Raw genomic sequence first — 15766 nt, forward strand, 5'->3', positions numbered from 1 at the left:
CCAGATTTTCGGGGGTACTTGCTGCCGCCGATCTTACACTCACTGGGACCATAACTGCCAGCGGCAACTCTTCAGCTGTTAACACGTACTATATAGTGGATACTCATGTGTCTCCGCCGACTAATCCGGCGCTTAATACTTCAGATGATACAGTCGTCGGCAGCTTTCAACTTCCATCAGCAAACCAAAGTGGTTTAATTAATGACTTTAGAGCAACAATAACAATTCCAAATACCACTGATATCTATTATGTTTACGACAGCACTTTCAAATTATATGGCACGCTTTCCCCTGTTGCAGGAGGTTATAGTTTTACTCCTATCGCTGCCAATAATGGCGATAATGGCGATCATTTTGATACCGCTGCTTTTATCGCCACCACAGGTCAAGTAGGCGCGACCGGACCCGCGGGGGCGACCGGAGCTACTGGCGCCACGGGTGCGACCGGGGCGGGTGCGACAGGAGCGACAGGCTCTACCGGCGCGACTGGCTCGACTGGCTCTACTGGCTCTACTGGCTCTACTGGCTCTACTGGCTCTACTGGCTCTACTGGCTCGACTGGCGCTACTGGCTCTACTGGCTCGACCGGTGCCACAGGCTCAACCGGAGCAACCGGATCGACTGGCGCCACGGGCTCGACCGGTGCGACTGGTGATACCGGCGCGACGGGTTCGACCGGCTCGACCGGAGCCACAGGTGCGACCGGCGATACAGGTGCCACAGGTTCGACCGGAGCCACCGGATCGACTGGCGCCACGGGCTCGACCGGTGCGACTGGTGATACCGGCGCGACGGGTTCGACCGGCTCGACCGGAGCCACAGGTTCGACTGGCGCAACCGGCTCGACCGGTGCGACTGGTGATACCGGCGCCACGGGTTCGACCGGGGCCACAGGCGCGACCGGCGCGACAGGTTCGACCGGCTCGACCGGCGCAACTGGATCGACGGGGGCGACTGGTGATACCGGCGCCACGGGCGCCACGGGTTCCACCGGGGCGACTGGCTCGACAGGAGCAACCGGAGCGACGGGTTCGACCGGCTCGACCGGAGCCACAGGTGCGACCGGCGATACAGGTGCCACAGGCTCGACCGGCGCGACAGGTGCGACCGGCTCGACCGGCGCAACTGGCTCGACGGGGGCGACTGGTGATACCGGCGCCACGGGCGCCACGGGTTCCACCGGGGCGACTGGCTCGACAGGAGCAACCGGCTCGACCGGAGCGACGGGTTCGACCGGCGACACGGGTTCGACCGGAGCAACTGGCTCGACTGGGGCAACTGGTTTGACCGGCTCGACCGGAGCCACAGGTGCGACCGGCGCGACTGGATCCACTGGTGCAACGGGTGATACCGGCGCCACGGGCTCTACAGGTGCAACCGGGTCCACCGGCGCAACTGGCTCGACCGGAGCAACTGGCTCGACCGGCGCCACCGGTTCGACCGGCGCCACTGGTTCGACCGGCGCCACTGGTTCGACTGGTGCGACTGGATCGACCGGAGCAACTGGCTCGACCGGCGCCACTGGTTCGACCGGCGCCACGGGCTCGACTGGCTCGACCGGCGCCACCGGCTCGACCGGCTCGACCGGCGCCACCGGCGCCACCGGCTCGACCGGCGCCACCGGTTCGACCGGTGCGACGGGTTCGACCGGTGCCACGGGCTCGACCGGAGCAACTGGCTCGACCGGAGCAACTGGTTCGACCGGCGCAACCGGCGCCACCGGCTCGACCGGAGCCACCGGCTCGACCGGAGCCACCGGTTCGACCGGCGCAACCGGTGCCACCGGCTCGACCGGCGCCACCGGTTCGACCGGAGCAACCGGCTCGACCGGCGCCACCGGATCGACCGGAGCCACCGGCTCGACCGGCGCCACTGGTTCGACCGGCGCCACGGGCTCGACTGGCTCGACCGGCGCCACCGGCTCGACCGGCTCGACCGGCGCCACCGGCGCCACCGGCGCCACCGGTTCGACCGGCGCCACCGGCGCCACCGGTTCGACCGGCGCCACCGGTTCGACCGGTGCGACGGGTTCGACCGGTGCCACCGGCTCGACCGGAGCAACCGGCTCGACCGGAGCAACTGGCTCGACCGGTGCGACGGGTTCGACCGGCGCAACTGGCTCGACCGGAGCCACCGGCTCGACCGGAGCCACCGGCTTGACCGGCGCCACCGGCTCGACCGGCGCCACCGGTTCGACCGGTGCGACGGGTTCGACCGGTGCCACGGGCTCGACAGGAGCAACAGGCTCGACCGGTGCGACGGGTTCGACCGGCGCAACCGGCTCGACCGGAGCAACCGGCTCGACCGGAGCAACTGGCTTGACCGGCGCCACCGGCTCGACCGGCGCAACTGGCTCGACCGGAGCCACCGGCTCGACCGGAGCCACCGGCTCGACCGGTGCCACGGGCTCGACCGGAGCAACTGGCTCGACCGGCGCGACTGGCTCGACCGGCGCCACGGGCTCGACCGGCGCGACTGGCTCGACCGGCGCCACCGGCTCGACCGGCGCCACCGGTTCGACCGGCGCCACCGGCTCGACCGGCTCGACCGGCGCCACCGGCTCGACCGGCGCCACCGGTTCGACCGGTGCGACGGGTTCGACCGGTGCCACGGGCTCGACCGGAGCAACTGGCTCGACCGGAGCAACTGGTTCGACCGGCGCAACCGGCGCCACCGGCTCGACCGGAGCCACCGGTTCGACCGGTGCGACGGGTTCGACCGGCGCCACGGGCTCGACTGGCTCGACCGGCGCCACCGGCTCGACCGGCTCGACCGGCGCCACCGGCGCCACCGGTTCGACCGGCGCCACCGGCGCCACCGGTTCGACCGGCGCCACCGGTTCGACCGGTGCGACGGGTTCGACCGGTGCCACCGGCTCGACCGGAGCAACCGGCTCGACCGGAGCAACTGGCTCGACCGGTGCGACGGGTTCGACCGGCGCAACTGGCTCGACCGGAGCCACCGGCTCGACCGGAGCCACCGGCTTGACCGGCGCCACCGGCTCGACCGGCGCCACCGGTTCGACCGGTGCGACGGGTTCGACCGGTGCCACGGGTTCGACCGGTGCCACCGGCTCGACCGGAGCAACCGGCTCGACCGGAGCAACTGGCTCGACCGGCGCAACCGGCTCGACCGGAGCAACCGGCTCGACCGGAGCAACTGGCTCGACCGGAGCCACCGGCTCGACGGGCGCAACTGGCTCGACCGGAGCCACCGGCTCGACCGGAGCCACCGGCTCGACCGGAGCCACCGGTTCGACCGGCGCAACCGGCTCGACTGGTGCGACTGGCTCGACCGGGGCGACAGGATCGACCGGGGCAACCGGTTCGACTGGCGCCACTGGCTCGACAGGAGCAACAGGCTCGACCGGGGCGACAGGCTCGACCGGCGCCACCGGCTCGACTGGTGCGACCGGCTCGACCGGCGCGACGGGTTCGACCGGGGCAACCGGCTCGACCGGAGCAACTGGTGCAACCGGCTCGACCGGAGCAACTGGTGCGACAGGATCGACCGGGGCAACCGGTTCGACTGGCGCCACTGGCTCGACAGGAGCAACTGGCTCGACCGGCGCGACAGGCTCGACCGGCGCCACGGGCTCTACCGGCTCGACCGGAGCAACGGGTTCGACAGGGGCAACTGGCTCGACCGGCGCGACTGGCTCGACCGGAGCAACCGGAGCGACTGGTGCGACCGGAGCGACTGGATCGACAGGGGCAACTGGTTCGACCGGTGCCACCGGCTCGACCGGTGCCACCGGCTCGACAGGCGCAACTGGCTCGACCGGAGCCACCGGTTCGACCGGCGCCACCGGCTCGACCGGGGCAACCGGCTCGACAGGTGCGACCGGCTCTACCGGAGCGACGGGCTCGACAGGGGCAACTGGCTCGACCGGCGCGACAGGCTCGACCGGGGCGACCGGCTCGACCGGAGCAACCGGCTCGACCGGTGCGACTGGCTCGACCGGTTCGACCGGTGCGACGGGCTCAACCGGCGCGACTGGCTCGACCGGGGCGACAGGCTCGACCGGGGCGACAGGCTCGACCGGGGCGACAGGCTCGACCGGGGCGACCGGCTCGACCGGAGCAACCGGCTCGACCGGAGCGACGGGCTCGACCGGACCAACAGGCTCGCCTGGTCCGACGGGGTCGACTGGAGCAACCGGCCCAGGCGGTCAGACCGGTGATCATGGTCATGGCAATAACGGCCACGGCAATGGACAGCAGGACGCGCCGGGCAATTCCGGGGACCATAACAATGCCGACAACAGCAGCCATCAGGGACAGGGCAACTCTTCCGGAGGCCAAGGCAACGGCGGCAACAACGCCAACGTCACGGCCAGCACGCTGGGGCTGACGGACACGGCGAAGTTCCTGCAGTCCGGCTCGCCCGACGGCAACAGTGATCCCGGCAAGCATGCGTCGTTCGGCCAACTGGTCGGCCTTGCGGCGACTTCGGTGACGACAGACCTGCTGAACGTCCTCAAGACAGTCAGCGGATCTGGCAACAACCAGAACAAGCCTTCCGGAGCGAGCACGGATCTCACCTCGGATCAGACCAAGCCTGGCGCCGGCTACGCCAGCAACGACCACACCGTCAAGACGTCCCTGAAGGATCTCTTGAAGCCGCACGACTGAGTGGCGAATGGACCTGGACGGTAACCGGTCCAGGTTGGCGAACGGGCGCGCGGGCTTCGCTGGAAAGCGGAGCCCGCGCGCTTTTCATTCGTGCTCTGTCGGCTCGCGCAGCATCGTAGGGCATGCCTGGTACCAGGGTCAGCCGCCTGCAGGCGTGTCCGCTTCCGGCCCAGCCATGGCGACCATTCGCGGATTGAAAGCAACTTAAAGGAAGCCGCCAAAGTCTTAGATTTCCAAAACAATTTGGGCGAGTCCGGCGTCTCGATATTGACCGACGTCTGCTGCCCCGCTCCTCAGAATTTACCAAATCCTTCCTTAATAGTTTACAAATCGCTAATTTTCGATTTTACTAATGTATGGGTATAGAGGGTGCCCGCGGATCGCACGGTCGGGTGGCCGTGAGGTCTTGCAGGCGAGTTTGGGCAGGGATCTGGGTAGCAAGGCAATTTAGCGGAAGAACAAGGTGCGCTCATCGGGCGCGCCGTGAGACGCCGCGTCTATGTCTGTCCTCGGCGGAAGGCAGACGTTCCCATTCCGGAGTTCGCTCGCGAGTTTGCCGTCGAGGCGTCGGCGGCACGGGTGACGGGAGTGGGTATTGTGAATCAAGTGTTGTTGCGTGCGCCCCAGGGCGTTGAGCCACGGGTCGATGGGCGCCAAATTCATCCGCTGCCGGCCGCGGCAACCGGTCGCCCGAATGCGCGGACCGATGCGCGCCAGGCTGGCGCCTCAGAAATCCTTTTCGTCGACCCCTCTGTATCCGATCTCGGCACGATCCTCGCCAATCTGCGACCGGAGGTCGAGGCGATCGTGCTCGACGCCAACCGCCCGGCCGCGCGCCAAATGGCGCTGGCGCTCGAAGGCCGCGACGGCCTCGACGCCGTGCACGTCATCGCCCACGGCGCGCCTGGGCGGGTGAACTTCGCAGCGGGCGAATGGTCGGCCGAGACGCTCTACGACGACCAGGGCGATCTCGCTGCGATCGGTCGGGCGCTGGGCGGACTTGGCGAACTGCTCTTATGGAGCTGCAACGCCGGCGCTGGCGCGGCCGGAAGCAATTTCATCGACGCGCTGTCACGCGCGACGGGAACGCCAGTCGCGGCGGCGAACGACCTAGTCGGGTCGCAGACGCTGGGCGGCGACTGGAAACTGAACGTGCGGAAAAGGGATGCCATGGTGCGTATTCCGACGAAGCCGGCCATCGATTCCGATTTGAAGCCGGCCAGTCATTCCGATTTCATTCCGGCCGGTGTTCCGATTTGAAGCCGGCCATTTTTCGGACTGATCCTGGGTCTCGTTGATGTTTGGATTGGGTTTCGTTTCAGGTCAAGCGTGCGCTGTTTCGGACGCTCTCGGCGAGCGCTGTTTTCGCATGCTTTCACCGGTGAGATCGATGCGATAGGCGTTGTGAACGAGGCGGTCCAGGATGGCATCGGCCAGGGTTGGGTTTGCAATGATCTCGTACCAGCGATCCAGGGGCAGCTGACTGGTGACGATTGTCGATCGGCGTTCGTAGCGGTCTTCAATGATCTCAAGCACATCACGCCGCTGGTCATCATTGAGTTTTTCCGGTCCCCAGTCATCGAGAATGAGAAGGTCGGTTTTGGCGAGTTGCTTGAGGATCCGGCCATAACGTCCGTCGCCTCTCGCGAGGGCAAGCGTTGCAAACAGCCGGGGAACGCGGTGATAGGCGACGGAGAAATCCTCTCGGCAAGCTTTGTGGCCAAGCGCACAGGCCAGCCAGCTCTTGCCGACGCCGGCCGGCCCGGTGATGAGAAGACTGTGATGCTTTCTGATCCAGTCGCAGCCGGCGAGCGCCATGAACAGATTGCGATCAAGACCGCGTGCGGCACGAAAGTCGGCATTCTCGATCTGTGCGTCATGGCGAAGTTTTGCAGCTCTGGCGCGGGCTTCGAAACGCTTCTGGCGGCGCATGGTAGCCTCGCGCTCGAGCAGCATGGCAAGCCATTCGCCATGCTCGAGGCCGCGTGCTTCGGATTGTGCGTCGAGTTCCTGGAAGGCAGTGGCCATGCCATGAAGGCCGAGTTCGCGCAGCATGTTGATGGTCGGATGGATGAGCATTGGTATGTCTCCTCAATGGAAGTAATCAGGGCCACGCAGATTGGCGTGATCGACGATGGCGGTCGGTTCGGTGGAATGCCTTGCGGCCTTGTGATTGGCGATGAGCGAGGCGATGCTCTTGCAGTTCAGCCCACCGATCTCGACAGCGCGGGCTGAGACGGCTTCGGCGCGATCGCGTGTGACATCGCGAAACAGGCGAAGGACACCCAGGCATGTTCGAAAGCCTTGTTCAGGATGTGGGCGGCTGGCGAGGATTGCGACAACCAAGCCTTCCGTCTCGGGCCCGACGGATGCGGCCCAGCGACGGAAACGATCCGGCGTCCACTCGGCATATCGCCGGTGGGAGCTGGGCATATGATCCGGATCCGTCCCATGACGAGGGCCGCCATAGCGGCGCTGATGGACGGCAATGCGCTTGCCGCGGTGGAAGATCTCGATGGTGCGTGCCGTTGCCCTCAGATCGACTTGCTGACGAATGAGGTTGTGCGGTACGGAATAGAAGAAGGTCTTGAACTCGACGTGGTAATCCGTCGAGACGCGGGCCAAACGCCACTCGGCGAATTCGTAGTCTTCGCTCGGAAGGCTTGCCAGCGCAGCACGCTCGACGCTCTCAAACAGTTGCCGGCGACTGACGCCCAGCCGACGCATGACGTGATCATTGATGCGATTGAGTGCCTGGCGAATTGCGGCATTGGCCTCGGCCAGCGAGAAGAAGGTCTGGTTGCGCAGCCGCCCCAGAATGCATGACTGGGCGAAACGCACGCCGTTCTCGACTTTCGATTTGTCCTTCGGCCGTCGCGGCCGTGCCGGAAGAACGCCGACGCCATAATGGGATGCCATCATGCCGTAGCTGCGATTGATCTCGGGATCGTAGAAGCTGGCGCGGCTGACGCCCGACTTCAGATTGTCGGGGACGATCAGGCGGGGAACGCCATCAAAGAAACGAAACATCCTGACGTGTGAACCAATCCAATCCGGCAGTGTCTGGGTCCAGGTCGCTTCGGCATAGGTCAAGCTGGACGCACCCAGCACTGCCACGAAGATCTCCGCCTCACGGATCTCGCCGGTGTCTCGATCAACGATCGGGATCTTCTTGCCGGAATAGTCGACGAAGACCTTGTCGCCGGCGGCGTGTTCCTGGCGCATCGTCGGCGAAAGCCGCTGTTCGAAGCTGCGAAAGAGCTCGCAGAACCGGCTGTAGCCATATCCGTCGGGATGACTTCCTCGATACTCCTCCCACAAGATGAGGAGCGTGACGCCCGGCTTCTTGAGCTCGACGGCAAGATGGGCCCAGTTCGGCTCTGTGCGCCGCCGCGTGCCCTGCTTGACGCCATTGCGAGCGAAGAGTTTGTTCTCAAGCGCGTCATCGGTCAGCTCGCCTGGCAGGGGCCAGCTCAACCCGATTGCCGCTGCGCGCCGCAGATTATCCTGCACCGTACTGCGTGCTATTCCCAGCACGACCGCAATCTCGCGGGAGCTGGTCCCGCTTCCGGCAAGCCGAAGCATTTGTCTCAACTGTCTCATGGTCAGCCTTCTCTTTGCCGGCATCAAAATGTCCTCGTTCATCGCGAGGTAATTGATGCCAAAGTTGCTGACCCAGGAGGTAATCTTCAGTGCCGAAAACCGGCCGGTCTTTGGTTGGAATGGCGGCCGGCTTCACGTCGGAATCCGCACCATGGGGCGGCCCCCGCTGACGGAGGTGGGTATGGCGGGATATGGGGGGGCATTTTCCCAGGCATTGACCTCAACAGGCCAAGGTGAACGACTCACCGTGTTTGGGCAGTGGGCGGCCGGCACGGCGGCTGGAACGTATTTCATAGTTCTCAATGACGGGGGGACGCTAAATATCATCGGGCAATTTATTGTTCCGACAAATTTCGGCGGCACTTTCGCGATCTCCGAGGCACTTCCCGCTGGACGGTACATTGTTGGCCCGGGCGCTCCAGGTCCGAACACCATCGCTGTCTACAATGGCAGTTGGAGTTCGACAGGCAAGAACGCCGGGACATGGTCCGTCGGCAATTTCAATCCGGCAATAACGGCAACCCTCAACAACATAGGTGACGCCACCCCCAACCAAGCTGGCCGGGGGATGGCATGATGAAAAACACTTGCGAAATCGTCTTCATCGACCCCTCAGTCGCCGACATTCCCACGCTCATTGCAGGGCTGAGGCCGAGCGTCCAACCGGTGCTTCTCAGCGGCTCGATGCCTGCTTCGGAAGAGATCGCACGCGCCTTGCATGATCGCGAAAGCCTGGATGCCATCCACATTGTCGTCCATGGCCGCTCGGGCGAACTCAGCTTCAGCACCGGCGCGCTTTCGCTCGCCAACGTCGACCGGCATTCGGACGATCTCGCGGCGATCGGTCATGCCCTGGGGCCTGATGGCGATCTTTTGCTGTGGGGTTGCAGCACAGGCGAAGGCGCCCGTGGGCAGGCATTTGTCGCCGCGCTGTCGCGCGCGACCGGCGCGCCCGTCGCGGCGGCGACGGGTCTCGTCGGTGCCGCGGCGCTCGGCGGAAGGTGGGAATTGGATACGCAGTCTCCTCGCGCCATGGTCCGGCCGCCGCTGACAGCGGCGGGCGTTGGAGCGTATAGTGACCTCCTAAACAACAATATCTCTGCTCCAGCCGGACTTAGCTTTATCGAAGTTGCGTTCCCTAACAACGCTACCGGAGGCGTCTATTTTCTTACAGCAGTTATAGGTGGAAATACGGTAGTCGTTGGATCTTTTACTCTACCGTCCGGTATTACGACTAGCGGAACTACTGTCGTTCCAATCTACCTCACCGCCGGCGCCACTGTCACTGTCAATTCCGGCAACGTTAATAGCGGCAATTCGGGGACTTGGGCCGTTGGAACTGCGGTAACAGCCGGTACGTGGACCGTAGTTGATCTGACTGCTGCAGGTCCGACTGGCGCAACGGGTGCGACAGGCGCCACGGGTTCGACCGGCTCTACAGGTGCCACCGGCGCTACAGGTTCGACTGGCGCAACCGGTGCAACAGGTGCGACCGGCGCCACGGGCTCGACTGGCTCTACAGGTGCCACCGGTAATACAGGCGCCACAGGTTCAACCGGAGCGACGGGATCTACTGGCGCAACCGGCGCCACGGGTTCAACCGGAGCCACCGGTTCGACCGGAGCAACTGGCGCAACCGGAGCCACGGGTTCAACCGGAGCCACGGGTTCGACCGGAGCCACCGGTTCGACCGGAGCAACTGGAGCAACCGGCGCCACAGGCGATACCGGCGCGACAGGATCGACTGGTGCTACAGGTTCAACTGGTGCAACCGGTGATACGGGTGCCACGGGCTCAACAGGTGCTACCGGTGCCACCGGTGCAACTGGCGATACGGGTGCAACCGGTTCGACTGGCGCAACTGGCGCAACCGGCGATATGGGCGCCACCGGTTCGACCGGAGCTACGGGCTCGACCGGAGCAACTGGCGATACCGGCGCCACGGGTTCGACCGGAGCTACAGGTTCGACAGGCGCGACTGGAGCCACAGGAGCAACTGGTGATACCGGAGCGACGGGCTCGACTGGAGCAACCGGCGCCACAGGTGCAACTGGTGATACGGGCGCCACAGGCTCGACTGGAGCAACCGGTGCCACAGGTGCGACCGGCGATACGGGCGCAACGGGTTCGACCGGAGCAACTGGAGCCACGGGTGCCACCGGCGATACAGGCGCCACAGGCTCGACCGGGGAAACCGGCGCCACAGGCGCGACCGGCGATACGGGCGCCACAGGCTCGACTGGAGCAACCGGAGCCACAGGTTCCACGGGCGATACCGGAGCGACGGGCTCGACTGGAGCTACCGGCGCCACAGGCGCGACTGGTGATACGGGTGCCACCGGCTCGACTGGAGCTACCGGAGCCACAGGCGCGACCGGCGATACTGGAGCGACGGGTTCGACTGGAGCAACTGGAGCCACAGGTGCGACCGGCGATACGGGTGCCACCGGCTCGACTGGCGCCACAGGCGATACCGGCGCGACAGGATCGACTGGTGCTACAGGTTCAACTGGTGCAACCGGTGATACGGGTGCCACGGGTTCGACCGGAGCCACTGGTGCGACCGGCTCAACTGGCGCAACCGGTGCGACTGGCGATACGGGTTCCACCGGCGCCACGGGCTCGACCGGAGCCACAGGTGCGACTGGCGATACCGGTGCCACAGGCTCTACCGGAGCCACAGGTTCCACCGGCGCAACCGGCGATACCGGAGCGACGGGTTCGACCGGAGCTACCGGCGCCACAGGCGCGACCGGTGATACTGGAGCGACGGGCTCGACTGGAGCAACCGGCGCCACAGGTGCAACTGGTGATACGGGCGCCACGGGTTCGACCGGAGCAACCGGAACCACAGGTGCGACCGGCGATACGGGCGCCACGGGTTCGACCGGAGCAACCGGCGCCACAGGCGCGACCGGCGATACCGGAGCGACGGGCTCGACTGGAGCAACCGGCGCCACAGGCGCGACCGGCGATACTGGAGCGACGGGTTCGACTGGAGCAACTGGAGCCACAGGAGCAACTGGTGATACGGGCGCCACAGGCTCGACTGGAGCAACCGGAGCCACAGGTGCCACCGGCGATACCGGAGCGACGGGTTCGACTGGAGCTACCGGCGCCACAGGCGCGACCGGCGATACCGGAGCGACGGGCTCGACTGGAGCTACCGGCGCCACAGGAGCAACTGGTGATACGGGCGCCACAGGCTCGACCGGAGCAACCGGAGCCACGGGCGCCACCGGCGATACCGGAGCGACGGGTTCGACTGGAGCTACCGGCGCCACAGGTGCGACCGGCGATACGGGTGCCACGGGTTCGACCGGAGCAACCGGCGCGATCGGCGATACCGGAGCGACGGGCTCGACTGGAGCTACCGGCGCCACAGGAGCAACTGGTGATACGGGCGCCACAGGCTCGACTGGAGCAACCGGTGCCACAGGTGCGACCGGCGATACGGGCGCCACAGGCTCGACCGGGGCAACCGGCGCCACAGGTGCGACCGGCGATACGGGCGCCACAGGCTCGACCGGGGCAACCGGCGCCACGGGCGCCACTGGCGATACGGGCGCCACCGGCTCGACCGGAGCAACCGGAGCCGCGGGTGCCACCGGCGATACAGGCGCCACAGGCTCGACGGGGGCAACCGGCGCCACAGGCGCGACCGGCGATACGGGCGCTACAGGCTCGACTGGAGCCACAGGTGCCACGGGCGATACCGGAGCGACGGGCTCGACTGGAGCTACCGGCGCCACAGGCGCGACTGGAGATACAGGCGCCACCGGCTCGACTGGAGCTACCGGAGCCACAGGCGCGACCGGCGATACGGGCGCCACAGGCTCGACCGGGGCAACCGGCGCCACAGGTGCGACCGGCGATACCGGAGCGACGGGCTCGACGGGAGCTACCGGCGCCACAGGCGCGACCGGTGATACCGGAGCGACGGGCTCGACTGGAGCAACCGGCGCCACAGGCGCGACCGGCGATACCGGAGCGACGGGTTCGACCGGAGCTACCGGCGCCACAGGAGCGACCGGCGATACGGGTGCCACGGGTTCGACCGGAGCGACCGGCGATACCGGAGCGACGGGCTCGACCGGCGATACCGGAGCGACGGGCTCGACCGGGGCAACAGGCGCGACCGGCGATACCGGAGCGACGGGCTCGACGGGAGCTACCGGCGCCACAGGCGCGACCGGTGATACGGGCGCCACGGGTTCGACTGGCGCAACTGGCGCCACAGGAGCAACTGGTGATACAGGCGCCACAGGCTCGACTGGAGCAACCGGAGCCACAGGTGCCACCGGCGATACCGGAGCGACGGGTTCGACTGGAGCTACCGGCGCCACAGGCGCGACCGGCTCGACTGGCGCGACCGGCGCCACAGGCGATACCGGCGCGACAGGATCGACTGGTGCTACAGGATCGACTGGTGCAACCGGTGATACGGGTGCCACTGGTTCGACCGGAGCAACTGGTGCTACGGGTGCAACCGGCGATACGGGCGCTACCGGAGCGACGGGCTCGACTGGTGCTACAGGCTCAACTGGCGCGACCGGAGCCACTGGTGCAACTGGCGATACGGGCGCCACAGGCTCGACCGGGGCCACCGGTGCCACAGGTGCGACCGGCGATACGGGCGCCACAGGCTCGACCGGGGCAACCGGTGCCACAGGTGCGACCGGCGATACGGGCGCCACAGGCTCGACCGGGGCAACCGGCGCCACAGGCGCGACCGGCGATACCGGAGCGACGGGCTCGACTGGCGCGACCGGCGCCACAGGCGATACCGGCGCGACAGGATCGACTGGTGCTACAGGATCGACTGGTGCAACCGGTGATACGGGTGCCACTGGTTCGACCGGAGCAACTGGTGCTACGGGTGCAACCGGCGATACGGGCTCTACCGGAGCGACGGGCTCGACTGGTGCTACAGGCTCAACTGGCGCGACCGGAGCCACAGGTGCAACTGGCGATACGGGTGCAACCGGTTCGACTGGTGCAACCGGCGCGACCGGTGCCACTGGCGATACCGGAGCAACAGGTTCAACTGGGGCTACAGGCTTAACTGGCGCGACTGGAGATACAGGCGCGACCGGCTCGACTGGAGCAACGGGTGCCACTGGTTCGACCGGAGCGACTGGAGCAACCGGCGCCACAGGTGATACCGGCTCGACAGGATCGACTGGTGCAACGGGTGCCACGGGTGCGACCGGCGATACAGGTGCCACGGGCTCGACTGGAGCCACAGGCGCCACAGGGGCAACTGGCGATACCGGAGCAACCGGTTCGACCGGTGCCACGGGCTCAACCGGAGCTACAGGTTCCACTGGCGCAACCGGCTCGACTGGAGCAACGGGTGCCACTGGTTCGACCGGAGCAACTGGAGCAACCGGAGCCACGGGTGATACCGGCGCGACAGGATCGACCGGTGCTACAGGTTCAACTGGTGCAACCGGTGATACGGGTGCCGCTGGTTCGACCGGAGCAACCGGAGCTACAGGCTCGACCGGAGCAACCGGAGCAACGGGTTCGACTGGAGCAACGGGTGCCACCGGCGATACGGGCGCAACGGGTTCGACTGGAGCTACGGGCTCAACCGGGGCAACCGGCGCCACCGGTGCAACTGGTGATACCGGAGCAACAGGTGCGACCGGCGCAACGGGTGTCACTGGTTCGGCCGGAGCAACCGGAGCTACAGGTTCAACGGGTGCCACGGGTGCGACTGGCGCAACCGGCGCCACAGGCGATACCGGCGCGACCGGTTCGACTGGAGCAACCGGAGCCACAGGTGCGACCGGTGATACGGGTGCCACTGGTTCGACTGGAGCTACGGGCTCGACCGGCGCCACCGGTGCAACCGGTGATACCGGAGCAACAGGTTCGACTGGAGCAACAGGTGCCACGGGTGCGACTGGAGATACGGGCGCGACGGGCTCGACCGGAGCAACTGGAGCAACCGGCGCCACAGGCGATACCGGCGCGACAGGATCGACTGGTGCTACAGGTTCAACTGGTGCAACAGGTGATACGGGTGCCACCGGTTCGACCGGGGCAACCGGTGCAACTGGTGATACCGGAGCCACGGGCGCAACCGGCGCTACCGGAGCAACAGGTTCAACTGGGGCTACCGGCGCCACGGGTGCAACGGGTTCGACCGGAGCTACAGGTCCGACAGGCGCGACCGGCTCGACTGGAGCAACGGGCTCGACCGGAGCAACCGGGCCGAAGGGCGCAACCGGCTCGACCGGGGCAACCGGACCGAAGGGCGATACCGGACCCAAGGGCGCGACGGGTGCCACTGGCGCAACCGGCTCGACCGGGGCAACCGGGCCGAAGGGCGATACCGGACCCAAGGGCGCGACGGGTGTCACTGGCGCAACCGGCTCGACCGGGGCAACCGGACCGAAGGGCGACACCGGACCCAAGGGCGCGACGGGTGTCACTGGCGCAACCGGCTCGACCGGGGCAACCGGACCGAAGGGCGATACCGGACCCAAGGGCGCGACGGGTGCCACTGGCGCAACCGGCTCGACCGGGGCAACCGGACCTAAAGGCGACACCGGACCCAAGGGGGCCACGGGTGCAACCGGTGCCGCAGGCTCGACCGGGGCAACCGGACCGAAGGGCGACACCGGACCCAAGGGCGCGACGGGTGCCACTGGCGCAACCGGCTCGACCGGGGCAACCGGACCGAAGGGCGACACCGGGCCTAAGGGCGCGACAGGTGCCACTGGCGCAACCGGCTCGACCGGAGCAACCGGACCGAAGGGCGACACCGGACCCAAGGGCGCGACAGGTGCCACTGGCGCAACCGGCTCGACCGGGGCAACCGGGCCGAAGGGCGATACCGGACCCAAGGGCGCGACGGGTGCCACTGGCGCAACCGGCTCGACCGGGGCAACCGGACCGAAGGGCGACACCGGACCTAAGGGCGCGACGGGTGCCACCGGCGCCACCGGCTCGACCGGGGCAACCGGACCGAAAGGCGACACCGGACCCAAGGGGGCCACGGGTGCAACCGGTGCCGCAGGCTCGACCGGGGCAACCGGGCCGAAGGGCGACACCGGGCCGAAGGGTTCGACGGGTCCGACCGGCACAACTGGTCCGACCGGACCCTCGGGCGGTCACAACGACTCGATCGTTCCGTCGACGACAACCCTGGTGACGCCCACCCCGAAGACCGCCAATGTCACGCCCGACTCGCTCGGCCTCAAGGATAGCTGGCAATTCCTGCAGCCGGGCTCGACCGGCAATGGCAGCGGCGGCCAGCCCTCGCTACACCACCTGATCGGCCTGGCGGCCGGCTCGGTGACGACCGATCTCCTGAATATCCTCAATACGATCAGGGGATTTGGTCACCAACAGAACCAGCCGTCCGGCGTGACTACGGACCAGACCTTGGATGCGACCAAGCACGGTACCGGCTACGCCAGCACCGACCACACCGCCAAGACGACCCTGAAGGATCTTCTGAAGCCGCATAAGTGAGCAAGACTGGCGAGAGACCACCGAAGGGAAACGCGCGAACG

6 protein-coding genes are annotated in these 15766 nt (G+C 66.9%); 4 read left to right on the plus strand and 2 right to left on the minus strand.

Features of this window, described 5'->3' with window-relative positions:
* The first annotated feature begins 107 nt into the window (after positions 1-107).
* Positions 108-4634 carry a beta strand repeat-containing protein gene (locus tag ACVILI_RS19570; RefSeq protein WP_457102742.1) on the plus strand — a complete coding sequence of 1509 codons (4527 nt, stop codon included), beginning with the start codon at positions 108-110 and terminating at the stop codon, positions 4632-4634.
* A gap of 597 nt (positions 4635-5231) precedes the next feature.
* The gene (locus ACVILI_RS19575; RefSeq protein WP_457102567.1) at positions 5232-5894 is read left to right on the plus strand and encodes a DUF4347 domain-containing protein; all 663 of its coding nucleotides are present in this window, start codon (positions 5232-5234) and stop codon (positions 5892-5894) included.
* A 63-nt stretch (positions 5895-5957) separates the two neighbouring features.
* Here the strand turns inward: ACVILI_RS19575 and istB are convergent, their stop codons facing one another.
* Together istB and istA are read right to left on the minus strand one after the other, a co-directional pair.
* Complete coding sequence (istB, locus tag ACVILI_RS19580) at positions 5958-6713, minus strand: IS21-like element helper ATPase IstB (RefSeq protein WP_038646815.1); 756 nt, start codon at positions 6711-6713, stop codon at positions 5958-5960.
* A 12-nt stretch (positions 6714-6725) separates the two neighbouring features.
* Positions 6726-8237 (minus strand): IS21 family transposase, encoded by a 1512-nt coding sequence (istA, locus tag ACVILI_RS19585; protein WP_148307437.1) that lies wholly within the window; start codon positions 8235-8237, stop codon positions 6726-6728.
* Positions 8238-8292: 55 nt separating this feature from the next.
* On the opposite strand from istA, the gene ACVILI_RS19590 reads away from it, so the two are divergent.
* Together ACVILI_RS19590 and ACVILI_RS19595 are read left to right on the plus strand one after the other, a co-directional pair.
* Entirely contained in the window at positions 8293-8814 is a 522-nt protein-coding gene (locus tag ACVILI_RS19590) for a hypothetical protein (RefSeq protein ID WP_457102568.1), read from the plus strand.
* Positions 8811-15725 carry a DUF4347 domain-containing protein gene (locus ACVILI_RS19595; RefSeq protein WP_457102569.1) on the plus strand — a complete coding sequence of 2305 codons (6915 nt, stop codon included), beginning with the start codon at positions 8811-8813 and terminating at the stop codon, positions 15723-15725. The genes ACVILI_RS19590 and ACVILI_RS19595 overlap by 4 nt, the downstream gene beginning before the upstream one ends.
* The last annotated feature ends 41 nt before the right edge of the window (positions 15726-15766 follow it).

The sequence above is a fragment of the Mesorhizobium sp. USDA 4775 genome (genome assembly GCF_054062655.1).